Source organism: Cytobacillus sp. C11.1 (genome assembly GCF_058145115.1).
On the sequence record NZ_CM176935.1, the window covers coordinates 3,937,816 to 3,962,259 of the forward strand.

Annotated in this window: 21 protein-coding genes; 1 reads left to right on the forward strand and 20 read right to left on the reverse strand. The window is 40.6% G+C overall.

The window, feature by feature from the left end; all coding sequences use genetic code 11:
• Positions 1-34: 34 nt before the first annotated feature.
• The 4 genes from AC3ZVC_RS19590 to AC3ZVC_RS19605 all read right to left on the reverse strand — a co-directional run bounded on the left by AC3ZVC_RS19590 (position 35) and on the right by AC3ZVC_RS19605 (position 3,696).
• On the reverse strand, positions 35-820 hold the full coding sequence (locus AC3ZVC_RS19590) for an SDR family oxidoreductase (RefSeq protein ID WP_490064857.1): 786 nt from the start codon (positions 818-820) through the stop codon (positions 35-37).
• A 122-nt stretch (positions 821-942) separates the two neighbouring features.
• Positions 943-2,112, reverse strand: coding sequence for a UxaA family hydrolase (locus AC3ZVC_RS19595; RefSeq protein WP_490064858.1), 1,170 nt, complete (start codon positions 2,110-2,112; stop codon positions 943-945).
• Between the two features lie 2 nt (positions 2,113-2,114).
• Positions 2,115-2,414, reverse strand: coding sequence for a UxaA family hydrolase (locus tag AC3ZVC_RS19600; protein ID WP_490064859.1), 300 nt, complete (start codon positions 2,412-2,414; stop codon positions 2,115-2,117).
• A 13-nt stretch (positions 2,415-2,427) separates the two neighbouring features.
• Positions 2,428-3,696: a nickel pincer cofactor-dependent isomerase, group 22 gene (locus tag AC3ZVC_RS19605; protein ID WP_490064860.1), complete on the reverse strand. Its 1,269-nt coding sequence runs from the start codon at positions 3,694-3,696 to the stop codon at positions 2,428-2,430.
• Between the two features lie 428 nt (positions 3,697-4,124).
• On the opposite strand from AC3ZVC_RS19605, the gene AC3ZVC_RS19610 reads away from it, so the two are divergent.
• A complete protein-coding gene (locus AC3ZVC_RS19610; RefSeq protein ID WP_490064861.1) occupies positions 4,125-5,828 on the forward strand; it encodes an IlvD/Edd family dehydratase in 1,704 nt (567 codons plus the stop codon).
• 40 nt (positions 5,829-5,868) lie between these two features.
• Here the strand turns inward: AC3ZVC_RS19610 and AC3ZVC_RS19615 are convergent, their stop codons facing one another.
• The 16 genes from AC3ZVC_RS19615 to AC3ZVC_RS19690 form a co-directional block, all read right to left on the reverse strand.
• Entirely contained in the window at positions 5,869-6,744 is an 876-nt protein-coding gene (locus AC3ZVC_RS19615) for a fumarylacetoacetate hydrolase family protein (protein WP_490064862.1), read from the reverse strand.
• Between the two features lie 31 nt (positions 6,745-6,775).
• On the reverse strand, positions 6,776-7,480 hold the full coding sequence (locus AC3ZVC_RS19620) for an RraA family protein (RefSeq protein ID WP_490064863.1): 705 nt from the start codon (positions 7,478-7,480) through the stop codon (positions 6,776-6,778).
• Positions 7,481-7,528: 48 nt separating this feature from the next.
• On the reverse strand, positions 7,529-8,509 hold the full coding sequence (locus AC3ZVC_RS19625; protein ID WP_490064864.1) for a 2-hydroxyacid dehydrogenase: 981 nt from the start codon (positions 8,507-8,509) through the stop codon (positions 7,529-7,531).
• Positions 8,510-8,545: 36 nt separating this feature from the next.
• Entirely contained in the window at positions 8,546-9,832 is a 1,287-nt protein-coding gene (locus AC3ZVC_RS19630; RefSeq protein ID WP_490064865.1) for a (Fe-S)-binding protein, read from the reverse strand.
• Positions 9,829-11,241: an FAD-binding oxidoreductase gene (locus AC3ZVC_RS19635; protein ID WP_490064866.1), complete on the reverse strand. Its 1,413-nt coding sequence runs from the start codon at positions 11,239-11,241 to the stop codon at positions 9,829-9,831. The genes AC3ZVC_RS19630 and AC3ZVC_RS19635 overlap by 4 nt, the downstream gene beginning before the upstream one ends.
• Positions 11,242-11,317: 76 nt before the next feature.
• Positions 11,318-12,184, reverse strand: coding sequence for a 2-oxoacid:ferredoxin oxidoreductase subunit beta (locus tag AC3ZVC_RS19640; RefSeq protein WP_490064867.1), 867 nt, complete (start codon positions 12,182-12,184; stop codon positions 11,318-11,320).
• A complete protein-coding gene (locus tag AC3ZVC_RS19645; protein ID WP_490064868.1) occupies positions 12,185-13,915 on the reverse strand; it encodes a 2-oxoacid:acceptor oxidoreductase subunit alpha in 1,731 nt (576 codons plus the stop codon). It lies immediately after the preceding gene.
• Positions 13,916-13,971: 56 nt separating this feature from the next.
• Positions 13,972-14,757, reverse strand: a complete 786-nt coding sequence (locus tag AC3ZVC_RS19650) for an SDR family NAD(P)-dependent oxidoreductase (protein WP_490064869.1) — start codon at positions 14,755-14,757, stop codon at positions 13,972-13,974.
• 36 nt (positions 14,758-14,793) lie between these two features.
• Positions 14,794-15,981: a CaiB/BaiF CoA transferase family protein gene (locus AC3ZVC_RS19655; protein ID WP_490064870.1), complete on the reverse strand. Its 1,188-nt coding sequence runs from the start codon at positions 15,979-15,981 to the stop codon at positions 14,794-14,796.
• A 51-nt stretch (positions 15,982-16,032) separates the two neighbouring features.
• Positions 16,033-17,454 carry an FAD-binding oxidoreductase gene (locus tag AC3ZVC_RS19660; protein ID WP_490064871.1) on the reverse strand — a complete coding sequence of 474 codons (1,422 nt, stop codon included), beginning with the start codon at positions 17,452-17,454 and terminating at the stop codon, positions 16,033-16,035.
• A 91-nt stretch (positions 17,455-17,545) separates the two neighbouring features.
• Positions 17,546-18,295, reverse strand: a complete 750-nt coding sequence (locus tag AC3ZVC_RS19665) for an SDR family NAD(P)-dependent oxidoreductase (protein WP_490064872.1) — start codon at positions 18,293-18,295, stop codon at positions 17,546-17,548.
• Positions 18,296-18,365: 70 nt separating this feature from the next.
• Positions 18,366-20,348 carry a TRAP transporter permease gene (locus tag AC3ZVC_RS19670; RefSeq protein WP_490064873.1) on the reverse strand — a complete coding sequence of 661 codons (1,983 nt, stop codon included), beginning with the start codon at positions 20,346-20,348 and terminating at the stop codon, positions 18,366-18,368.
• Positions 20,349-20,377: 29 nt separating this feature from the next.
• Positions 20,378-20,779, reverse strand: coding sequence for a PaaI family thioesterase (locus AC3ZVC_RS19675; protein ID WP_490064874.1), 402 nt, complete (start codon positions 20,777-20,779; stop codon positions 20,378-20,380).
• A gap of 149 nt (positions 20,780-20,928) precedes the next feature.
• Complete coding sequence (locus tag AC3ZVC_RS19680) at positions 20,929-22,059, reverse strand: acyl-CoA dehydrogenase family protein (protein ID WP_490064875.1); 1,131 nt, start codon at positions 22,057-22,059, stop codon at positions 20,929-20,931.
• A gap of 10 nt (positions 22,060-22,069) precedes the next feature.
• Complete coding sequence (locus tag AC3ZVC_RS19685; RefSeq protein ID WP_490064876.1) at positions 22,070-22,876, reverse strand: enoyl-CoA hydratase/isomerase family protein; 807 nt, start codon at positions 22,874-22,876, stop codon at positions 22,070-22,072.
• A 15-nt stretch (positions 22,877-22,891) separates the two neighbouring features.
• Complete coding sequence (locus AC3ZVC_RS19690; RefSeq protein ID WP_490064877.1) at positions 22,892-24,436, reverse strand: AMP-binding protein; 1,545 nt, start codon at positions 24,434-24,436, stop codon at positions 22,892-22,894.
• Positions 24,437-24,444: the final 8 nt, after the last annotated feature.

The following is a 24,444-nucleotide window of genomic DNA, read 5'->3' on the forward strand; positions in this document are numbered from 1 at the left end:
TTCCTTGAAAGACTTATTATCGAATCTTATATGATTAGATGGCTTTTACCATTCCCCCGTCAACTAAGAGGGAAGTTCCGGTAACAAACGAACTTGCATCTGATGCCAGGAAGGCAACTACCTTTGCAAATTCTTCCGGATTGCCATAGCGTCCTAAAGGAATCGTCTTCTTGGAGGCTTCTTCGACTTCCTCTCGCGTTTTCCCCTGATTTTCCGCTTTCATTTGATCCAGAAAAGCTACCCGATCAGTCGCAATTCTGCCAGGAGCTACAGTGTTTACCAGGATATTATAAGGTGCCAGCTCTTCTGCCAGGCTTTTCGCAAGCCCGACAACTCCCAAACGGAATGTATTCGATAAAATAAGACCTGGGATTGGAGTCTTAATAGAGGATGAAGCAATATTGATAATCCGTCCCCCATCTTTCTTTAAGTCAGGAAGGGCAGCCCTGATCAGCCTAACATAGCTTAGCAGATTTAATTCAAATGCGTTTTGCCAATCTTCGTCGTTAAATTTCTCAAACGTCCCTCCTGGAGGTCCGCCTGCATTATTGACTAGAATATCAACCTTTCCTAACTCTTCATTTGTTTTTCGGATAAGGGTCTCTATCTCATCAGATTTTGTTATATCGCAAGGATAATAGGATATTCTCCCTTCACCCAATCTATCAAGTTCTTCTCTTGCTGTTTGCAGCTTATCTTCATTTCGGCTCGTAAGCATGACGTGCGCGCCCTCTTTAGCCAATTCTGATGCAATCGCTTTTCCTAACCCCTGGCTTGATGCAATGACCAATGCTACTTTTCCTGCTAGATTAAGTTCCATTAAAAAAACCGCCTTTCTTTAATCCCCTAATTTTATTTTAAGCCCTGTTAACCTGCCTGTTGACTCCACTCCAAGCAACAACGAGTTTTAACATGACTATTTCTAAATCCTTACCATTCTTATTATGGCAGCCGAGTCACACAGAATTGTTCATCATGACCCAGAACTTCTGCTTTTACATGCTTTCCGGAAGCTACTTCTAAAATCTCCTGATAAATTTCATTTCCCATTTGTTCTAATGACTTCTCACCCGTCAAAACTTGTCCTGCGTTAATATCGATATTTTCCCTCATTTTTGTGTAGGTTTTCGGATTGCCTGTGATTTTTATTACTGGCACACCCGGAAACCCTGTAGGAGTTCCCCTTCCGGTTGGGAATAGAATAATTTGGGCTCCTGCTGCTGCTTCCCCCGTTGATACTTCACCATCGTGGCCAGGGGAATCGAGTAGAAATAACCCTTTCTTATCAGGCTGATGCCCATATTGAATGACACCTGAAAAAGGAGAACTGCCAGACTTTTTCATGCTGCCAAGAGACTTCTCAACGACGCTTGATAATCCGCCAGCATAATTTCCTGTAGAAATTAAGTGGGTTCTGTCTTTATTGCTTGAGTTCTGTGTCTGTCTTCTCAGTTTTTCTTCTGTGCGATAAATCGTTTCCCTAATCTCCGTTGCTACATTTTCATTAATGGCTCTTCTTGCCAGGATATCCTCGGTTCCAATTAATTCTGTAATTTCACTTAATATTGAAGAGCCTCCTTGTGATACAAGTTTATCCGAAGCTATGCCCAAAGCTGGATTTGCAATTAAGCCGGATGTCATATCAGAACCCCCGCAGTTAAGTCCGATCATCAACTCACTTACTGGAACCTCCTCTCGAAACTGTCTGGAGGCAATTTGCTGCATTTCCCTCGCAATCTTGCTTCCTTTTTGAATTGCTGCCAGAGAATCTCCTTCCGTTTGAATAACGACTGTTTCCAGCATTTTATTTGCTGGAGCAATACCTTCTGCTAATTCATAAGGAGAAAATCTTTCACAGCCCAAACCTACCACTACAACTCCGGCAAAATTGGGATTTTTCCCAATCGCTATTAGAGTTTTAGCGGTAACCTCTAAATCCTCCCCAACCTGGCTGCACCCCACTGGGTGTCTAAAATATACACTCCCTGGCACTTGATAGGCTATTCTTTCTGCTACCTTTGCCGAGCAAAAAACAGATGGGATAATGGCAATTTGATTACGGACGCCAACAGTTCCATTTTTTCTCCTGAATCCCATAAATGTATCTGCCATTATTATTTCATTCCCCTTTCACAGTACATATTATGGTTATGAATATAAGCACCCTTTTGAACACTGACCATCATTTTTCCAATTTCCTCACCATACTTTAAAACGCTTTCATCTTTTTCAATATCAAAGATTGCTAGTTTATGGCCAAAATCTATATCTTCAAGGAGCATGACCTTTTCCTCTCGGTCATTGAAGCGCAAAATACACATTTCCCCTTTTTTAAGGTCAGTTAGGGCAACAGCCACATTATCTGAAGGATCTATAACAAGAGCAGCTTTTTGAAGATTAATAGTGTTTTCCATGTTAACCTCCTAGTTAACTAAACTGGTGAACAGTTAATTTCTTTAATATGTCTCCGCTCTCGTCAAATGTCAGCTGATGGGAACCTTTTATGATAAACTTACGATTTGATTTCTTTAACTCCTCTAGAACAGGAGAAGTTGCGAATAATCGATTTAAATGGAGTGTATTAGGAATTTGGACTATTTTAATAGTCTCCCTGTCGATTTTCGGACCAAGGCTATAAATGGCTGTTTCTACTGTTTCTTTTTCTGTATCATAAATCATTGGCAGCATCGCGCGTCTTAAATATGTGGCTGTTAGTGCATTTGTGTATGTAGATTTGCGATCCATTTTGTCCACCAATCTTTGTGTTGTAAAATCAGCCAATCCAATTCCCTGAGCGTTGCCAAAAGACCGTTCTGCCAAGTCCAGGATCGCCAGTTTGCTTACAGCAGGAAATTCCGGTTCCTGTACCCCATCTATTCGCCATCTACCAATAATATTAGGATCCATTCCCGTACCGCTAAAGCACTTGCCCATTTCTTCAACCAGCAGCAGGTCAATATTATTTACTGGCAGGCTCGGCATCATGGCTTTGGAATAATGAAGAAGTTCCTCTTCCCTGGAATGCCAACTGTCCACCGTTACACCTGCTATATCAGCCGTTTCATCATATCCATTTTCTATAATGGCCAATCCCATTAAAATAGGACTATTTTGAAGAGCAAAAGATGAAACTTCTTCTATATTTTCTGCCATCTTTAAAGCGCCATCACTGTGAACAAAAGAAGCTCCCTTAATTTTCCCCAGGCCAATTGTGACCATTTTGCTCAAGCCGCTTTCCACTCTTCCTCTAAAAGCTGTGTGTGCTTTTATTCGGTTAATAACCAGGATTCCATCAGCTTGATATGCGTTTTTATCCATATAAACCGGCTGCCCTTTTGGTGTATGTCCCAAAAGCTCAACATCCATGGAAGAACGGATTTCTGCACCAACTGTTTCTTCTGTGATGCCCAAATGTTTAAGCACCTCTACCTGGCCTTCTGCTGTCGCACCCCCATGGCTGCCCATTGCAGGAACCAGAAAAGGCCTATACTCTAAATTTTTTAAAAAAGTTACTGTTTCTTTAAGAATTTGTACGATATTTGATATACCCCTGCTCCCGGCAGTAATAGCAATCTCTGCATTCTTAGGCAAATTTTCAGTACGCAGGTATTGATTTAATTCACCATGTATTTTCCCTTTTATATCGGTAAGTCTATCATCTGGAAACTGCTGTTCGATTTCAAAAAGCTCAAACATCTCTTCACTCCCTTTCAATTCAATCAGTTCCTTATTAATGGAAAAAAGTCAATCGTATACATTAAGTATAGGATATTTCTGAAAATTATGTCAATGAATTATTGAATTTCATTAATAATATATAGAATTTTATAGAAATTATTAATAAAATAAAATATAATTATATTCATAATTTTCAATTAGTATATTTAATTCTTGGCTCCATATTTAGTGGAGCTAAGGACTCTTGACTCCTTAAAAATGGATTCACATCCTTCGTGCTATGCGAGGATCTTAATCATAATCCAGAGGCATAGCGAATGAATAGGTAACCCGCAGAAACAGCCGCCGAGGAGTTCACGGAATAATTCAGTAAGTAAATTTCATTAACAAAAGTCAACAGACAAGATTAATAGGACTGAAATTTTTTAGAAAAGGAGAATAAGATCATGACAGAAGAAATTAAAAAGAAGAATTTGACCTCTTATGGGGATAAAGGGTTTAGCCAGTTTATTAGACAAGCCTTTAATAGACATTTGGGATATGACCCGGAGGACTTTAATAAGCCCGTTATTGGCATTTGCAATACAAAGAGTGAAATCAATCGGTGCCATTCCCATATTGAACCTTTAATTACTGCTATTAAAAACGGTGTTCTAATGGCTGGCGGAATCCCTTTAGAATTTCCTACTATATCTTTGGGTGAAATAAATACTAGCCCAACCACAATGCTTTATAGAAATCTTGCAGCAATGGATACAGAGGAAATGATACGTGCCCAGCCTATTGATGGGGTTGTATTAATTGGGGGATGCGATAAAGTTACTCCATCTCAATTGATGGGTGCCGCCAGTGCTGATATTCCTTCTATTCTTATTACAGGAGGACCGATGAATAATGGCGAGTATGAGGGCCGGACGCTGGGCGCTTGTTCGGACTGCAGATATTTCTGGCAGGAATATCGCGGAGAAAAAGTAAATGATCAGGAAATTGAAGAAATCAATAAAGCGCTGGCACCTACTGCCGGACATTGTATGGTTATGGGGAGTGCCAGTACGATGGCGGTTTGTGCAGAAGCGATGGGAATGATGCTTCCTGGCGGTGCTGCCATACCTGCAACACATAACCGCAGGCTCGAGCACGCTGTCCAAACCGGGAAAAAAATTGTTGAATTAGTAGAAAAAGATATTACCCCTTCACAGATTATTACAAGGAAATCAATCGAAAATGCAATTCGAATGCTGATGGCTGTCGGGGGATCAACGAATGCCGTTATCCATCTAATAGCTATTGCAGGGCGTCTGAATATTGAACTGCCGTTGAATCTATTTGATGAATTAAGCCGAACCACTCCGTTTATCGCCAACTTGCGTCCAGCTGGCAAGTATCAAATGGAGGACTTCTTTAAAGCGGGCGGTGCCCCAGTTGTATTAAAAGAGCTTGAATCATTGCTGCATACCGATGAATTAACGGTCACTGGACAAACCATGGGTAAAAACCTGGAGAATGTCAAATGCTCAGATACATACCGCGATATTATCACACGGTTTGAAAAACCATTGCATGCTGAAGGCGGCATAGCCGTATTAAAAGGAAACCTTGCACCCAATGGAGCCGTCATAAAACCAAAGGCAGCTTCCAAGGAGTTATTAAAGCATAAAGGCCGTGCAGTCGTTTTTTCTTCATTAAAGGATCTTGAGGAACGAATCGATGATCCGGAGCTGGATATCTTACCAGATGATATTATGGTGCTGCAAAATGCAGGACCGGTAGGCGGTCCAGGTATGCCTGAGGCAGGAATGCTTCCGATCCCGCAAAAACTGCTAAAACAGGGGATACGTGATATGATTCGCATCTCTGATGCGAGGATGAGCGGAACTGCCTTTGGAACAGTTATACTCCATGCAGCACCAGAAGCAGCTGCAGGGGGTCCAATCGGACTGGTTAAAACCGGAGACATCATTGAACTCAATGTAGAAGAACGTATTCTTCAGCTGCATGTACAAGAAGAGGAATTGGCAAAGCGGCGTTCGGAGTGGCAGCCGCCATCATTTCTTGAGAGGGGCTATGCATCCCTATATCAAAAGCATGTTCTCCAGGCTGATCAGGGCTGTGATTTTGACTTTTTGCTATACAAGCCAAAAAATGATTAATAAAAATGGCTGTGCCCGTTATGGGCACAGCCATTTTAAATTAGTTCACTTTTAAATCCCTTACCGGGTTTGCCAATGTTTCGAATCCATCAATCTGGCATTCTACTACATCCCCATCCCGTATGACGACTGCCCCTGGTGTACCGGTAGAAATAATATCTCCAGGAAGAAGTGTCATAACTTTCGAATGGAAAGAAACTAAGTGCCAAGGATTAAATGTCATGTTTGAAACAATATTTTTGCGGTGCAATTTTCCGTTGATAACAGTAGAAACATTTAAATTAAGTACATTTTCAACTTCATCTGGTGTCACTAACTGCGGTCCAAAACTAAAGAAAGTATCAAAACTTTTCGAACGGGTCAAATAGCGGGGATTTACCTGTAAAATATCTTCAGCGGTCATATCTATGATCGTTGTAAATCCAGCAATGACATTTGGGGCATCTTCAATGGAAACATCCTTGCATTCTTTACCGATTATAACACCCAGCTCAGACTCTGCTGTCGTACGCTTTGATTGATGTGGTATCTTTATTGCATCATTTGGACCAATAATGGCTGTCGTTGGCTTCATGAAACTTGCCGGTTCTGTATTAGGGGCAGACTCGCTTAAGTCAGCTGCATGCTCCACATAGTTTAGTCCTATCCCCCAGATCTTTTTTGGGAATCTGTACAATGGACCATATTCAATAGTGCTTGCTGGTATCACTTCATGAAAATCTTCAATCAGGCTTTTTCCTTCTTTATTATACCAGTCTGTCAAATGTTTTAGCTGGCCTGATTCTATAATATCAAGTAAATTTGAAGCCCAATTTAAATTCAGGTTTTTATTGATGGCTTCTATTAATATTGCTCCCTGTCCAGTAATAATTGCTGCTTTCTCTTCTCCAAATCTTTTTACAGTAGCTAATCTCATAATTTCATCTCCCTATAAAATGGCTAAGCAATTAAATTGTTGCTTTTTCATTTCTTTCTTCAATTTCAATCCCTTTTTCCTTTAAAATTTTATCCACCCATGACCTTTCCCACTTTCCTTGCCCAATGGAACGGAGTATTTCTTCTTCCTTCTCCGACAATTCCGTCGCCTTTTCCAAAATAACATGGGCTTCTCCTTTAGGAACGACAACTACCCCATCATCATCACCGACAATGACGTCACCAGGTGACACGGGGACGTTTCCGCAGCTAATAACTGTGTTAATTTCACCCGGTCCTTCCTTATATGGCCCTCTCGGTGTAGATCCTTTTGCAAAAACAGGCAGCCCCAGTTTGGCAATTTGCATTCGATCCCGGATTGCTCCATCTATTACAAACCCGCCAACCCCCTTCGTTTTTGCATAGTAGGACATGATTTCACCTATGATGGCATGTTCCGTATCACCGCTTGCATCAACAACAATAATATCTCCAGGCTGGGCAAGATCCATTGCTTTATGTACAAGTAAATTATCTGATGGATGTGTCCTTACTGTCAATGCTCTCCCAGCCATGTGGACACCGGAAATATTGACTGGTTTAATAGCATAATTCATAACTCTCATTCTTCCCATTACATCTCCAATAACAGGAGTAGAAATATATTTGTAGCCATCTATTATACTCTGATCCAGCCGTCCAAAATCTTTAATTACACGATAGCCTGTGTTTCCCATCTAAACACCTCCTGAATTGAATGTTGAGGAAGGATCTTAAAGTCTAAATCATCTTGCTGATATTAGAGATTTATTTATTAGGGATGGCGGTGTTTCGCCAGATAATCCCTTTACGAGGTTTTCTGCAGCAAGGAAAGCCATTTTAGTTCTTGTTTCTGCAGTAGCTGAACCCATATGCGGCAGTGTAACGGCATTTTTTAACTTTAGGAGCGGGTGATCAGGATTAATTGGTTCTTCACTATAGACATCAAGCCCTGCCCCTGCTATTTGTTTTGTATACAAGGCCTCCACCAGCGCATCTTCATTCACGGTTTCACCTCTGGAACCATTTATAAAAAACGCGGTCTTTTTCATCAATTTAAATTCAGGATAACTGATTAAATTTTTCGTATCATCAGTGAGCGGAGTCATTAAACACACAAAATCCGATTTGGACAAAAGCTCTTTAAGCTCAGTTCTTTTTGCACCATATAGTTTCTCGGCATTTTCATTCCTGCTTCGGTTATGGTACAAGATTTCCATATCGAACCCGAGGCTTGCCCGCTTGGCAATAGCAGAGCCGATTCTGCCCATACCGATAATTCCCAGGACTTTATGATGGACATCTGCGCCAAATAAATCCTCGCCGATAAGCTTTTCCCACTTTCCATCCTTTACAAATCTATCCATTTCACAAATTCTTCTTGATGCAGAAAGCAATAAACCGAAAATGGTATCAGCCGTTGTATCTGTTAAAACATCAGGTGTATTTGTCGCCATAATTCCCCTTCGTGTAAGCTCATCCATATCAAAATTGTTATATCCGACTGATGCATTGCAGACAATTTTTAATTGAGGGGCTTTATCCAGCAATTCTTTGTTTATGCTCATACTGCTGCCGATCAGCCCTTGAGCATCGCTTAAATCCTTTAAAAACTGCGGATTTAACCAGCTGTCCAGATTTTCGTAATAGCTTACATGACAATGTTCCTTAATATAAGCAAGTACTGTATGAGGAATCTTTTTATAAATAATAACTTTTGGTTTCATATATGCTCCTTAATCATTCTTTTATAGATTGCAGGGTTATGAAATTTCGCAGGATTCTGCAAGAAGTTCAACTAAATGGACCGCTTCTGTTTTCCCATTCATTTTTTCCCTATCAATTCCCAGCTTCATTTGAAGCAAACACCCTGGATTCGTTGTAACAATCACATGCGGGGCTGTTTTCTTCATATCAATCATCTTTTCATCCAAAATTTTCATAGATTCTTTATAGTTTACGATATTATAAATTCCAGCTGACCCGCAGCACATATCTTCATTTTCCATTCTTCTTATGGACAATCCTTTAATTGATGACATTAATGCAAGTGGCTCTTTGTCTACCTTTTGAACATTCTTCATATGGCAAGAAGGCTGATAGGTTATAATCTTATCAATCTCTTTTTTAAGCGGCAATTCGAGCTTGCTTAACAGAACGCTAATATCAATACTTTTAAGAGCAAATTTGTCTGCCCTATTTTTCCATTCTGGTTCATCCTTAAGAAGATGGCCGTATTCATTCAGCATGGCACCGCACCCACCAGCATTGTTGATCAAATAATCATAGGTTACATTTTCAAATGCGGCAATGTTTTTCTTTGCAAGTTCTTTTGCCAGGTCCACTTCTCCGCTATGGCTATGAAGGGCTCCGCAGCAGGTTTGTTCGGGTATAATTGTGACTTCACAGCCTCCCGCCTGCAAAAGCTTCATGCTTAAATCATTAATTTTATGAAAAACGGCATCCATTACACAGCCGGTAAAAAAGGCAACCCGGTATTTTACTTCACCATCCGGTTTAAAAATCTGCAATCGTTTCTTTCTTTTGGCCGGACTGGGTACAGCAGGAATAACATTATCAAATGCTGCTAAATTCTCAGGAAGAATGTTTATCAACCCTGTTGAATGGGCAACACTTTTCAAGCCAGTTTTTTGATAGAACCAAAGCAAATGTCCCGCCATTGTTAAATTTTGTTTCTTTGGGAAGAACTGGTTATACACCATGTTCCTGACTGTTTTTCCCGTAAAGGACATATTCTGCGTCTTTTTCTTTTGCAGAACTTCTTTTGCTGATTCCAAAATGGCGCCATATTGAACATTGGTCGGACAGACTCTCTCACAGGCCCTGCAGCCTAAACATAGATCTATTGGCTCCATCAATTTGTCTATAGAAATTTTTCCTTCAGCAGCCATTTTTACTAGATTTATTCTGCCTCGAGGTGAATGAGTTTCCTTTTTCATTGTTTTATAAGTAGGGCAAGCTGGCAGGCAATAGCCGCATTGAACGCAATTAAAAGTTTCATTGTAGGCCAGGCTTTCAACTCCATTCATTCACTTAACACCAACTTTTGACCTTTTTCAGGAAAAATTTTCCCGGGATTCATAATATTATTAGGGTCCCAGGCCTGCTTAATTCTCTTCATCATATCAACCCCATGTTCCCCTAGCTCAAGCTCCATAAATGTGGCTTTCATGGTTCCAATGCCATGTTCCCCAGAGAGTGTTCCCCCGAGTTCAACAGCAGTCTTAAAGATTTCGCTTACCGCCTTTTCAACCCTGACCATTTCTTCCTTATCCCGTTTATCACAAATTATATTGGGGTGTAAATTCCCATCTCCAGCATGGCCAAAAACGACAAGAGAAACATCATACTTTTTCTTAATATCGTTTAATCTCTTAAAAAATTCGGGAATTTGGCTTCTCGGAACAGTAGCATCCTCTGATATTTTCGTAGGTTTTGTTTTTACAATGGCTGGTGAAACCAGTTTACGGGCTTTCCAAAGTTCTTTCGCTTCATCTTCTGTTTCGGCAATAATCGTTTGAATGGCTCCAGTACGGTCCATAATCTCTTTGACTTTGATGATTTCATCACCAATTGCAGATGGGTGGCCATCCAATTCGATTAACAGGATGGCCTCAGCATCCAGCGGCAGCCCGAGCGGCTGATAATCTTCCACAGCCCTAATGGATGACTGGTCCATTAACTCTATTTTCGAAGGAATGATCCCTGAGCTTAAAACTTTAGAAATAGCTTTTCCAGAACTGATAAGGTCGTCAAAAATGGCCATCAATGTCTCAGCAGCCGGGGGCTTTGGCAACAATCTCAAAGTTGCTTCAGTAATCACGCCAAGGGTGCCTTCAGATCCGACAATCAACTTCGTCAAGTCATAACCGGTAACGTTCTTAACCGTCCTTCCCCCAGTCCGGATAATATTGCCTTCAGGCGTTACAAATTCAAGACCAAGCACATAATCCTTTGTTACACCATACTTTAAACCTCGTGGACCGCCCGAATTCTCCGCAAGGTTGCCTGCTATTGTGGATATGTTAGAGCTGCTGGGATCAGGCGGATACATTAAACCGTATTGATTCGCAGCTTCATCAATCCTTGCCGTAATGACTCCAGGGGAAACAACAGCAATCAGATCATCTGGATCTATTAGTAAAATGTCATTCCATATCGAAACATCAAGCACTATCCCTCCATTTACCGGCAGGGGACCACCGCTTAAGCTTGATGCACTGCCTCTTGGTGTCACAGGAATTTTTTCTTTATTGGCAATTTTCATGACCTTGGAAACCTCATCTGCTGAAGTAACCTGAACAACAAATTCAGGCAGAAAGCTTCCAAATGAGGCATCAAACGAATAGCTGCAGAGATCCTCTATATTAGAAAGGATTCTATTTGGATCTGTAATAACCTCTTTTAATTGCCGATAAATATTATCTGCATTTTCCAATGGATATCTCCTCCAGAAAGAGGGAGCCAAACATTAGCTGCAAATATAACCGCAGCTATGTTTTAGTGCTCCCATATCAAATAAATCTCTTAAGCAGCTTATCTTTCATGCTTTCACTCAATGTAAAATCACCCTGCCTCAACATATTTGTTCCCGAGCCCTTAGGGAGTGATTCGGTTAAAGTTTTTCTTTCATTTTTGTATAAAACTCCAGTAAACATGCTGGATGTTTCTTCAACTATATTAAAAGCCATGCCTCTGTTAGAAGGATCGTACCCCTCTTTATCATCCAGATTTACAAGGTTCTTCTTAAAAAACTCATAAGTTAATATTTTATTAAATGTGACACAAGGGCTAAATACATTAATAAAAGAAAATCCTTTGTGCTTTATCCCTTGTTCAATCAGAGACATCAGCTGTTTTACATCTCCTGAAAAAGCTTGTGCAATAAAGCTTGACCCCGAAGCCAGAGCCATTTGCAAAGGGTTAATTGGCTGTTCTGGATTCCCGCTCGGGCTTGACTTTGTTTCCATGCCCTGAGGACTGGTAGGCGACATTTGCCCTTTTGTTAATCCATAAATCTGGTTATCCATTACGATATAGGTGATATCAACATTCCTCCGTGCAGCATGTGCAAAATGGTTTAGGCCGATACCAAAGCCATCGCCGTCCCCACCTGCACAAATAACATTCATATCCGGATTGGCGAGTTTTACACCTTGGGCTACAGGTAACGCTCTTCCATGCATGGTATGCATACTATACACATTCACATAGCCCGAGATCCTCCCCGAACAGCCAATACCAGATATTAAAGCCATATTCTCAGGTTCAATATTAAGATTCACAGCGCTTTTTTGAATGGCAGCAAGAACCGAAAAATCACCGCAGCCGGGACACCAATTTGGTTTAATATCCATGCGGAATTCTTTTAAGGTAGACATTTACACCAGCTCCTTGCAAAAATTACTGATATCAGAAGGCTTAAAAGGCCTGCCATCAAATTTTGACAGTTTTTGAATCTTAGAATGGTCAGATATATGCTGCTTAATAACATTAGCCAGCTGGCCAGTAAAGTTATTTTCGACAACAATTACCTGTCTGGCCTTATTAGTCAGTCTTTCCAATTGATCTGCAGGAAATGGATGCAATAAACGGATCTGAGCCAGACCTGTCTTAATCCCCTTCATATTGAATTCTTCACAAGCTTCTTTGATCGCGCCATATGTTGAGCCAAAACCGATTATTAAAAGATCTTCACCATTACCTTCTGTTTTAATATCTTCTCCCAGAGTTGCCGTTTCGATCTTATTCATTCTTTTGATCATCATCTTTTCCCGATTTTTATAATCTTCTGTTGGGTGCCCGGTAACTCCATGCTCTATTCCAGTTGCATGGTGTGTTCCGTTTTTTTGTCCCGGGATGGTTCTTGGTGAAATGTGGTCTTCGGTAAATGCAAATCGGTCAAAAACGACTTTACCTTGTTCCGCTAATTCTTCATCAGTTACTCTCTTTCCCCTGTCCATCTCAAACTTGAGGGGATCCAGTGCTTCAGCACTTTGTTTGGATGTAGCCAAGACAAGATCTGCTGCGATAAGTACTGGGCATTGATACTTTTCTGCCAGGTTAAAAGCTGTGCCCATATCATACATGGCTTCCTGGACAGTACTTGGAGAAATAATAATCCTTGGTATTTCGCCATGTGTTCCTCCAAGCATTGCTGTTAAATCGCTTTGCTCCATTTTAGTAGCAAGTCCGCTGCTTGGGCCTCCCCGCTGGGTATCAATTATTACTAGGGGCACCTCTATAGCTCCGGATAATCCTATGGCCTCCTGCATCAAGGATATCCCTGGACCAGAAGTCGCTGTCATTGAACGGGTGCCTGCAAAGCTTGCACCAATTGCCATTGCAATGGAACTTAATTCATCTTCAGCCTGAACAACAACCCCTCCAAACTCAGGCATCATTTGAATTAAGTTTTCAAGAACCTCAGAAGCAGGTGTAATCGGGTAGCCAGCCATAAAACGGCAGCCCGAAGCAATTGCTCCAATTACCATGGCCTCGTTTCCTGATAGGAACATATTTTTAGAATTCATTACAGGACCAAGCGGAATGGAATATAAGTTTTTCTCTTGGATAAAAGCATATCCTTTTTCAAAGGCTTCGATATTTAATTCTGCTGTTTTGGTTCCTTTTTTTATAAACCGCTCTTTAATAACCTGATGAAAGACACTTCCAGAATGATTATTTAAGGCGCAAATCATTCCTAAGGCAACCATATTCTTCATAATTGGGCTCCCCAATTCAGATGCCAATTCCTGAAATGGAGCCTCAATCATAATAACTCCATCTTTCGGCAAAGGCAGGCTATCCGATTTGACGCTCTTTGAATCAAATAGAATAATACTGTTGTTATCCATTTGCTCAATATATAAATCTATGGAAGCTTTATCAAAAGCGACAAGAATGTTCACTTTTTCAGCATTTACATAAACTTCTTTTCCGCTGCTGATCCTCAAATTAAAATCCGAATGGCCCCCTTTAATCCTTGATGAAAAATTACGGAACCCGTATAAAGAGAAACCCATTTGACTTAAAACTTTGGTTAGGATTTCACCGACACTTTCGATGCCTTCCCCTTGCTCACCGCCAATAACAATTGTAAGCTCCTCCACGTTCTTCCCCCTTATGGATACTGGATATTGTATCCCCTTTTAATTTCTAAAAACTATTAATCAACAGCGCCCTTTCCGCCATCTACATTGACCGATGTCCCTGATACGTATGAGGCTGCATCAGAAACTAGGAACGCAATTACTTTCGCTGCCTCTGAAGTCTCTCCTATCCTTCCAAGCGGAATCTCGTGTCTGGGATCCGTCGAGAACTCTTCCCATGTTAAGTGGCTTGCATTCTTTTTCCACTTCTTTTCTTCGATCTGGCTGCTGCGGATTAATCCAATACAGACTGTATTAACCCGAATGGAGTATTTCCCAAGATCTCTGCTCATAGCTTTAGTCAACGCAATCCCTGCTGCTCTGGTAACCGATGTAGGAAGGGACGAAGCAGGTGGTGCTTTTCCGATTACTGCAGTAATATTAACAATGGCTCCCCCGCCGTTTATTTTCATATGCTTAACGGCCGCTCTTGAACAATTTATCCCTCCGAACAGCTTTAAACCGAAATCTTCTTCCCACATTTCTGCATTTACCTCTTCAAAAGCATGTGCAGACGATGTTCCTGCATTATTTATCAATATATCAATAGCCCCATAATGGGATACGGTTTCTTCAATTAATTTTTGGCAATCCTCCGCTTTGGAGACATCAGCCTGAATAGCCAAAATTTCCTCTCCGGTCTCCTTATAAATGAATTGGACAGCTTCATTTAAAGCTTCTATTCCCCGTCCGCAGATTGCCACTTTAGCTCCTTCATTTACTAGCTGAAAAGCGGTTTCATAGCCAATTCCCTTGCTTCCGCCTGTGACAATGGCTACCTTTCCCTTTAATCCTAAATCCATCCTACAACTTCCTTTCATGGTTTATAAGAGTTAAAGTTAGATAATTCCTTCTTCTCTTAATCTTGCAATCTCGCCCTTGCTGATTCCCAGCTCTTTCTCCAGAAATTCTTCTGTATGTTCGCCTAATAAAGGAGGGTGATTTTTCGTTTGTATTTTCAGCCCTGAAAACCTAATTGGGCTCTTCACCAATTTTATGGTACCAAGTGTTGGGTGTGATACCTCTTCCACCGTTTCCCTTGCTTTAACTTGAGGATGTTCAAAAACCTGTTCAATGTTATTAACCGGTCCGGCTGGTACACCCGCATCCGAGAGTAAATGAAACCAATCATCAGCCGTTTTTCCGGAAAAAACATCCTGTATTTGGCTTGTTAATTCTTCACGATTTTCAATCCGTTTGTTATTTGTTTTATACTTTTCATCTTCTGCCCACTCTGAATGCCCTAAAACATCGCAAAGCTTTTTATATAATCGATCATTTCCTGCACATACCATCAACGGTCTGTCCTGGCATTGAAAAACCTGATAAGGAACAATGTAGCTATGGCTGTTTCCAATTCTTTCAGAGATGGATCCTTTATTTAAATAGCTGCTTGCGATATTTGCAAGGGAGCTTAATTGAACATCCATTAATGAAATGTCGATATGCTGCCCTTCTCCTGTATGATCTCTTAACCTTAGGGCAGAAATGATGCTAATGGCAACGTATTGAGAAGTCATTATGTCAACAACAGGAACTCCCACCCTTGTAGGTTCTCCATCAGGGAAACCGGTGACATCCATAATTCCTCCAATAGCCTGAATCACGGGGTCAAATCCAGGTTCATGGCTATAAGGGCCTGTTTGGCCGTATCCTGTTACAGAGCATAAAATGATGCTTGGATTTTCTTTTTTTAGTTCTTCATATCCAAGGCCCATTTTTTTCAATGTTCCGGTTTTAAAATTTTCTAAAACAACATCAGCGTCCTTAACCAGTTTTAATAATAATTCTTTTCCTGTTTTATCCTTCAGGTTCAGTGTAATGGACCTTTTATTTCGGTTGGCACACATATAATAAGTGCTTTCTCCCTCAATAAAAGGTACCCAATCCCTCATGCTGTCTGTTCCTTTTGGAGATTCAATTCGAATAACATCTGCTCCCAAGTCTCCTAAAATCATTGATCCGCCCGGACCAGCATAGACCCTTGATAAATCCAGTACCTTTATATCCTCTAATGGCTGTTTCATGTGTATTCCTCCTATGTAAAGTCTGTTTATATTAATTTATGGAACGAAGAGTCATTGTCTCAGCAATAACTTTTGATCAGATTCAGGAAAGATTTTTGCAGGATTCAGTATATTATTAGGATCCCATGCCCGCTTAATTGATTTCATTAATTCAATCCCTTCTTTACCCACTTCCAGATCCATAAAGGGTGCTTTCATCATTCCAATCCCATGTTCACCGGAAAGGGTTCCTCCCAATTCCACTGCGGATCTGAAAATCTCTACAACTGCTTTTTCGGCTCTTTCCATTTCCTCCTGATTACGTATATCCGCCACAATATTTGGGTGAAGGTTGCCATCACCTGCATGGCCGCAGACCACTAAGCTGACATTGTATTTTTCCCTGATCTCTTTTAATCTCCTAAACATCACAGGAATTTGGCTCAAAGGAACGGTTGCATCTTCCGATATTTTAGTAGGTTTTATACGAGTAATGGCAGGAGACAGTAATTTTCTTGCTTTCCACAATTGGCTGCTTTCTTCAACGGAATCGGCTATTTTAACCATCTTGGCTCCAATCTCCCAGCACTTGTCGGCTATTTCCATAATTTCATCCTTTGTTGCCGAGGGATGCCCGTCGACTTCTATTAAAAGAACAGCTTCCGCATCAAGAGGAAGCCCGCTGGGTGAATATGCTTCAACTGAATGAATACATCCCTGGTCCATAATCTCCAGTTTTGAAGACAATAGTCCGGAAGTAAGGATTTTGGAGACCGTTTCCCCTGCTGTTTCAATATCTGCAAATGCAGCAAGAAGCGTTTCGGCGGATTTTGGTTTAGGAATAAGTTGAAGGATAGCTTCAGTAATAATTCCAAGGGTTCCTTCTGATCCAACCAAAAGTTTAGTAAGGTCATAACCAGTTACATTCTTCATCGTCTTTCCGCCTGTCCGGACTATCTCTCCTTTAGGGGTCACCACTTCCAAACCTAGAACATAATCTTTTGTGACACCATATTTCAAACATCTTGGGCCTCCGGGATTTTCCGCCAGATTGCCGCCTATGGTGCATATGGATGAAGAGCTCGGGTCTGGCGGATACATTAAACCGTATTGTTCGGCGGCTTTGTGAATATCTGCAGTGATAACACCAGGTGAAACAATAGCAATTAAATCATCAGGGTGAATTTGCAATTTGCTTTTCATCTGGGATAAATCCAAGACAATCCCTCCCTTTACAGGTAATGGTCCGCCTGATAAGCTAGTGGATTGTCCCCTGGGATAAATGGGGATTTTATTTTCATTAGCAAATTTAACAATGCTGGAGATTTCACTTGTATGGAGAGGCTGGATGACCACTTCAGGTTTAAAGCTGCCAAAAGAGGCGTCAAACGAATAACTTAATAGATCAATCTCCTCAGTCAAAATACGGTTCCGATCAGGGATGATCCCATATAGCCCTTCAAGAAGATGCGAGTCTATTTTTCTATATGTCATATCGTTCCCCCCTCTTTTATCATCCAAGTTTGGCAGCTGCACCCTAATCTGGCAGCATTATTTATTACACTTCACTTTCCTGCTTAAAATTCTATCTTCCGCCGCTGACTGTTATGATTTCACCCATCATATAATCAGCTGAGTCTGAAGCCAAAAAAGCGACTACTTTGGCTATATCTTCAGAGGTTCCTGCACGGCCAATGGGGATTGTAGGGACAATACGGTCAATTCTCTCCTGTGTTGAATATTTATCCTGAAAAGGTGTAAGGATAAATCCAGGTGCAATTCCATTAACTAATATTCCGTGTGGGGCAAATTCCTTTGACAAGCCAATGGTCAGTGTGTTGACAGCTCCCTTTGCTGATGCATAATGGATACTTTCCCCAGGACCTCCAAGCCTTGCGGCTACTGATGAGATATTTATTATCCTGCCTGTCTTGCGGGGCACCATATGCTTTAGAACTGCCTGTGAGACGAGGAATACACTTTTTACATTGACATCGTAAGTTTTTTGCCAAAGCTCTTCATCAATATCTAAAAAAGAACTGCGTTTTATAGCTGCTCCTGCGTTATTTACTAATGTATCGATCTGGCCAAAAGCATTTAAAGTTTCTTCTACCAATCTCTGAACCTCTTCCTTAATGGTTACATCAGCTTTAACGATAAGACACTCACTGCCGGCCTGCTCGACCAATTGCTTTGTCTTTTCGGCGCCTTCAGCATTTGAATTATAGGCGGCCACAATGGCGTACCCTTTCTCAGCCAGTATTTTTGAGGTGGCCTGCCCGATTCCGGAACTGCCTCCTGTAATTAATGCCACTTGTTTAATTTGATTTTCCATCAAGAGCCTCCAATTTCTGTTATTCAGAATTTTATGGCTGCAATTTTATTGCAGCCATAAAAGTTTGATTTTATCCGGAGATGTTGCTCGTTGTTTCTCCAACATCTGCGGTAGACTTTTCTGTTATACTGGATCCGGTCATTTTTTGCCAAATGGCAATGACAACTAATATTGAAATTCCAGTAATATCTGTTATCAGACCCGGATCAACCATTAAAAAGCCAGTAACCAGCAGGCCAATTCTTTGAACTAAGTTTGTCTTCGTAATAAACCAGCCCTGTAATCCTGCAGCAATGCACACAACCCCTACAGTAGCTGTTGCCATGGCAACTAAACTTGCTGAAACTGTTTCTCCATTAAATAATAGAACAGGGTTGTAGAGGAAAAAGAATGGCAGGATAAATCCAGTTAGCCCAATCCTTACAGCTTCCATCCCTACTTTGTTAGGCGCAGCACCTGCTAGTCCTGCCGCAGCATATGCAGCCAAAGCAACTGGCGGTGTAATGTTAGATAATCCTGCATAGAAGAATGCAAACATATGAGCCGCTAAAGGAGGCACTCCCAGCTTCACTAAAAGCGGGGCAGCAATTGTTGCTACAATGATGTACGCGGCAGTTGCTGGAATCCCCATGCCCAATACAATACTAATTAACATTGTCAAAAGGGCAGCAAGGAATAAATTATCTCCTGCTAATGCCAGAATATTATTTCCTAGTGTCAATCCCAAGCTTGTTAAAGAAATTGTACCTACGACAACACCTACAATTGCACATGCTATCCCAACTGCTATTGCGCCTTTACTTCCCTCTACAAGTGAATCTACAATGGTTTTAAAAGTCATCCTGGTGGATTTGCGCAGCCAGCTTGCTATTACAGTGGAAATCAATGCAAATACTGCAGCATATAAAGGCGTCACTCCGGTGCTTAATAGAACGATCAATATAACAAGAGGGATAAGAAGATGTCCGCCCTCTTTAAGCACTTTCATCATATTTGGAATGTTTTCCTTTGAAATGCCTGTCAGCCCAATTCTTTTTGCTTCAAAATGGACTACCATAAAAACCGTTACATAATATAGTAATGCAGGAATGATGGCAGCAAGCATAATAGTTCTATATGGAACCCCTAAAAATTCTGCCATAATAAAACCGGCTGCCCCCATAATCGGTGGAGCAAATTGGCCACCTGTCGATGCTACAGCTTCAACTGCAGCAGCAAACTTTGCTTTATAGCCAGTTTTTTTCATTAGGGGAATTGTTACCGCACCGGTTGTCACAACGTTTGCTACAGCACTTCCGTTAACCATCCCCATGAAGCCGCTGCCGATAACGGCTACCTTTGCAGGTCCGCCAGCAGTCCAGCCTGCAATAGATAGAGCAATATCATTTATAAAATCAGTGAAGCCACTGTTCTTTAAAAATGCACCAAATAAAACGAAGAGAAAGATATAAGTGGCAGATACCCCCAGAGCGATGCCAAATAATCCCTGGCTGCCCCAGAACATAATGTCTGTTACACGTTCAAAGCTAAAGCCAACATGACCCAACGCACCCGGAATATAAGGACCCAGGAAGTTGTAAACGAGAAATACAGCACAAATGATTGTAAGCGCATTTCCTACTACACGGCGGCTGGCTTCAAAAACAACAAGGATTCCGATTGCTGCCATGTAATAATCCATTTCTACATGTATGCCAAATCTTTCTCTGGCAAAAGTGTCATATGTTAACAGCAAATAACCAATAGAAATTATGGTCAGCAGTATACAGATCAAATCCCATACCGTCGGCAATTTTCGGCTATTGGCAGATTTTTTTGATCCCGGGTAAATTAGAAATGCCAGTATCAGAAGAAAACCAAGATGCCAGGCACGCATTTTTATTGCTTCTAATATTCCAAAGCTGCTCGTGTAGAGCTGAAAAATCGACCAAATAATCAAAATACCTGTAACTACCTTTGCGGTTACACCAAGATAATCTCTTGTTCTGAATTCACTATCATATTTTTTTAGTAATTCTTCTTCATTAATTCCTTTGCTGGTTTGCTGGCTCACTTTTCATTCCTCCTTATTAGACAAAGTTTTTAGGTTTTTTCCTTATTAACAAATGTCCCTGTTGCAAATGCCACCATTTTGTCTTGTTCATCATAAATTTCACTTTTGCAGATTGTTACAGTTTTTCCATTCTGGATTACCTCTCCTTTTCCAATCAGAATCCTGCCTGTTGCTGGCCGTAAGTACTGGATTTTCATTTCAGCAGTCACAGAAAAAACATGGTCTTCCAAAACAGAATTAATGGCTGAAGCCATCGTAGCATCCAAAAGAGTTGCTAATATCCCGCCATGGACTTTTTCGAAGATCTGCAGAAATTCATTTTTTACAGGCATGGAAACCTTTGACTTTCCGCTTTCAGCATATTGCAGTTCAAGACCAATATGATTCCATACCGGCGAAGATGAGAGCGTTTTCAATTTTTCAGTTAACATCTTGAAACCACCTTTTAATATTCTCATTTTCAATAATTCTCTTTGTTTTATTTAATTTTATAATAAAAGATAGATAAAAATCCATAATTATTTAAAAATTATAATAATTTTATATATTTTATTTTTTTAAAATTTTACAAATATAACTTTTATAATGACTTCTTGATTTCCTTCCCAATAGTGTTTCTTAATATTTCATTGCTTCCGCCTGCGATTTCATAAGATTTTGCATCTCGTAAGTAGCGGCCAAAAGGGGCATTTATAGTTGTACCATAAGCCCCGCATACTTGAATAGCATCAGAGCAGACCTTTGTAGCCATTTGTCCGGCAAATAGTTTCGCCTGGCTGGATTCAGATATAGAAGCTTTTCCAATATCATGTAAGTAAGCAGCCTGATAGGTTAATAGTCTGGAAGCATTTATATTCATAAGCATGTCTGCAAACATCCACTGGATGCCCTGAAAATCAATTACGGACTGATCAAATGCTTTTCTGGATGACACCCACTCCAAGCTCTGTTCGTAGGCTGCCCTGGCAATGCCTACACTGATAGCAGCTGCTGCAGTCCTGCTATTATTAAGTGTAATGACGGCTTGCTTAACCCCTTTTCCTTCCTCTCCGATAAGACAATAATCCGGAACAGCGACATTTTCAAAATATGCATCCACATGCGGCCCATTGCGAAGGCCTATCGTTTGTGAATTATCGCCAATTTCAAGGGTTATTCCTGGAAGGCCACGGTCAACTGCAAAGATCGATACCCCTTTTTCTGTTTCGGCCAGCAAAATAAAAAATTCGGCTGCAGAGCCGGATGTAATAAATGTTTTTTTGCCATTTATGATCCAGCTCTTGCCCTGTTTCTCTGCTTTTGTATCAACACTTCTGATATCCGATCCTCTTTTGGATTCTGTTAAAGAATATGAAGCAATTAATCCTTCCCTAAAAAGCGGAAGATAATGGCTCTTAACTTTTTCATTTCCAAACAACATGAGCATGGTTTCAGCCTGAAAAATAGTAATCAGTGATATAGCTGTTGCTGCACAGCCGTAAGCCACCTCTTCCATTAAAATACATGTATCGATTTTGGTACGATTTAAACCATTATATTTCTCAGGGACTGTCAGAGCTGTAAAACCCTGTGCGGCCATTTCTTTAATAATCTCTCTTGGATACACATCCTCGCGGTCTCTCTCATCCGCTGTAGGAATTATTTTTTCTCTTGTAAAATCCCGAATTTCATTCTGAAATTTAAGCTGCTCCCCAGTCAATTGAAGTTTCAAGCTATGCACCTTACTTTCGTTTGTTTTTCATTTGTTCCAGTAAAGCCATATATTCATGTGTATCTGTTACAACAGCCATATGCGAGGATACCATATCCAGGTGGTTCCTCAGACTGACTTTGTTATGGTTTTTTACAAGCCTTTTAATCATCCTTATTGCATTCTGTGGCTTTGAGCATAAGACCTTTGCAAACTCCTGTGCCTTATCCAACACTTCATCCTTCTCATATACATAATCGACAAGCCCGATCTCTAATGCCTTCTTTGCATTTAATCTTTCTCCTGTCCACAATAACTCCAGTGCTTTTGATTCTCCCACAATTTTAGGAAGGAAGTATCCGCCGCCATCTCCCGGCACAAGGCCCAAATGGATGTAGCCTTCTCCCAGTCTTGCATGGTCAGCACAAAAACGAATATCACACATGAGTGCCATATCCAGCCCGGCGCCAATGGCATCGCCATTTATGCATGCAATTACCGGCTTATCAATTTCTTCTAATAATAGAGGAATTTTTTGAATGTTTTCCCATAAAGAAGCTTTTCTCTTAACGGCATCACCCCATAAATCCTCTTTAGGGTCTCCTATAAAGCCCTCTCCATTTGATAATGCTTTAATATCTCCTCCTGCAGAGAACGCCTTCCCTGTACCTGTTAGGATAAGAACCTTTAAATTATCATTCTCTTTAAATTCCACTAGTGATTTATACCAGTCAGCAATCATCTCGTGGCTAAATGAATTTAGAAAATCCGGCCTATTTAATCTAAGCACGGCAATTTCTTCTGTAAGATTTTCAAATACAACATGATTATTTTCCATTATAAAAACTCCTTTTTATCTGCTTATTGTTTCTTCCCTGTCCCATACATGTTTAATTCCATCATCTATAAGCACCTGGAGCTTAATTTTTTCTGATGATGTTTTCTCAAAGGCCTCCCTGATTTCCAAGTATCTTGGAACCATATGGGACGGCAGGTTTTCCAGCAGCCACATATATAATTCCTCAATAGTAACCTCTTCTCCTTTTCTGCAGACAACACTTAATTTAGCCTCTTGTCCGGCAATTTCATCAGGAATCGGCACGACTGCGTTTTCCAGAATACTTGGATGCTGCTGTACAATATTTTCTATGTCATAGGCGGAAATATTTTCTCCTTTTCTCCGAATCATATTTTTCTTTCTTCCCTTGAAATAGAAGAAACCATTTGGATCTTTTTTAGCCAAATCACCTGTGTGGAACCATAAATTCCGCATAGCTGATAATGTGTTTTTCTCCATATTAAAATAGGAAGTGAACATCGAAAAAGGAACTTTGGGGCGTACAACAATTTCCCCCACTTCCCCAGCAGGCAATTCGCAGTCATGATCATCAAAAATTCGAATGTCATATAGTTCACGCGGCTTGCCAATGCTCCCCATCTTTGACTCTTTAAAGGAATTCATAATAGCAAAACCGCCAATTTCAGCCATCCCATATCCTTCAATTATTCGGGAGTTTGTTTTCTTCTCAAGGCTTCTCCAAATGTCCTCTGGTGCACCGCCGCCATAAGCCGTCCTCAAACTGGTGCGAACCTTTGGCGGTGTCACTTTATCCAATATGCTTAATACTGTCCCAACATAGGTAAAAAGGGTAACATGATAATGGTTGACCGTATCCCAAAAAGAAGAAGCTGAAAATTTCCTTCCCAAAACGACAGTCGCGCCATTTAAAAGCAAAGCGGGTATGCCCATTAATTGGGGATTGGCATGAAAAAGGGGTAAAAATAAATATAAATTATCAGTCTGGTCCATTCCGACTGCTTCTCCTATATCTCTGCCCGATAATACAAAAGTTTCGTGAGAATTCACAACTCCCTTAGCGGGACCGGTTGTTCCTGAAGTATAAACAATCGTTAGAGGCCATCCAGACTGGAGATTATATTCGATTAAGCCTGGATCAACTTCATTTTCGTTTAATAAACGATTAAAATGGATCATATTGATTTCACTGCCTGTTATTTCTTTATCCGACACAATTATTAAACGATCAATATCCATATTAAGTATGGCAGGGAGAAACTCTTCCTCTGTTATGATTGCCATGCTTTCACTATTTTTTAATTGATGCTTCAATAAGGGACCTTTTAAACGCGTATCAATCGTTACAGCAATTGCACCAATCTTCGCCAATGCAAACCAGCTCCAAATAAACTCTGGCCGATTTGATAGAATAATGGAAACATGGTCACCTTTCTTAATTCCACTTTTTAGAAACCCGTTTGCCAGCCTGTTCGTAATTTTCCACATGTCTGCATAGGTATAGCATGCTTCTTCAAATCTCAAAAATATATTGTGAGGATAATTAATATTTCCAGCCAGAAGAAGTTCATTAAAATTCATGTTAACCG

What these genes read in the sequence shown, in the direction of transcription:
- AC3ZVC_RS19590 (WP_490064857.1), bottom strand. Translation starts at nt 820, where the DNA reads ATGGAACTTAATCTAGCAGGAAAAGTAGCATTGGTCATTGCATCAAGC.
- AC3ZVC_RS19595 (WP_490064858.1), bottom strand. Translation starts at nt 2,112, where the DNA reads ATGGCAGATACATTTATGGGATTCAGGAGAAAAAATGGAACTGTTGGC.
- AC3ZVC_RS19600 (WP_490064859.1), bottom strand. Translation starts at nt 2,414, where the DNA reads ATGGAAAACACTATTAATCTTCAAAAAGCTGCTCTTGTTATAGATCCT.
- AC3ZVC_RS19605 (WP_490064860.1), bottom strand. Translation starts at nt 3,696, where the DNA reads ATGTTTGAGCTTTTTGAAATCGAACAGCAGTTTCCAGATGATAGACTT.
- AC3ZVC_RS19610 (WP_490064861.1), top strand. Translation starts at nt 4,125, where the DNA reads ATGACAGAAGAAATTAAAAAGAAGAATTTGACCTCTTATGGGGATAAA.
- AC3ZVC_RS19615 (WP_490064862.1), bottom strand. Translation starts at nt 6,744, where the DNA reads ATGAGATTAGCTACTGTAAAAAGATTTGGAGAAGAGAAAGCAGCAATT.
- AC3ZVC_RS19620 (WP_490064863.1), bottom strand. Translation starts at nt 7,480, where the DNA reads ATGGGAAACACAGGCTATCGTGTAATTAAAGATTTTGGACGGCTGGAT.
- AC3ZVC_RS19625 (WP_490064864.1), bottom strand. Translation starts at nt 8,509, where the DNA reads ATGAAACCAAAAGTTATTATTTATAAAAAGATTCCTCATACAGTACTT.
- AC3ZVC_RS19630 (WP_490064865.1), bottom strand. Translation starts at nt 9,832, where the DNA reads ATGAATGGAGTTGAAAGCCTGGCCTACAATGAAACTTTTAATTGCGTT.
- AC3ZVC_RS19640 (WP_490064867.1), bottom strand. Translation starts at nt 12,184, where the DNA reads ATGTCTACCTTAAAAGAATTCCGCATGGATATTAAACCAAATTGGTGT.
- AC3ZVC_RS19650 (WP_490064869.1), bottom strand. Translation starts at nt 14,757, where the DNA reads ATGGATTTAGGATTAAAGGGAAAGGTAGCCATTGTCACAGGCGGAAGC.
- AC3ZVC_RS19655 (WP_490064870.1), bottom strand. Translation starts at nt 15,981, where the DNA reads ATGAAACAGCCATTAGAGGATATAAAGGTACTGGATTTATCAAGGGTC.
- AC3ZVC_RS19660 (WP_490064871.1), bottom strand. Translation starts at nt 17,454, where the DNA reads ATGACATATAGAAAAATAGACTCGCATCTTCTTGAAGGGCTATATGGG.
- AC3ZVC_RS19665 (WP_490064872.1), bottom strand. Translation starts at nt 18,295, where the DNA reads ATGGAAAATCAAATTAAACAAGTGGCATTAATTACAGGAGGCAGTTCC.
- AC3ZVC_RS19675 (WP_490064874.1), bottom strand. Translation starts at nt 20,779, where the DNA reads ATGTTAACTGAAAAATTGAAAACGCTCTCATCTTCGCCGGTATGGAAT.
- AC3ZVC_RS19685 (WP_490064876.1), bottom strand. Translation starts at nt 22,876, where the DNA reads ATGGAAAATAATCATGTTGTATTTGAAAATCTTACAGAAGAAATTGCC.
- AC3ZVC_RS19690 (WP_490064877.1), bottom strand. Translation starts at nt 24,436, where the DNA reads ATGAATTTTAATGAACTTCTTCTGGCTGGAAATATTAATTATCCTCAC.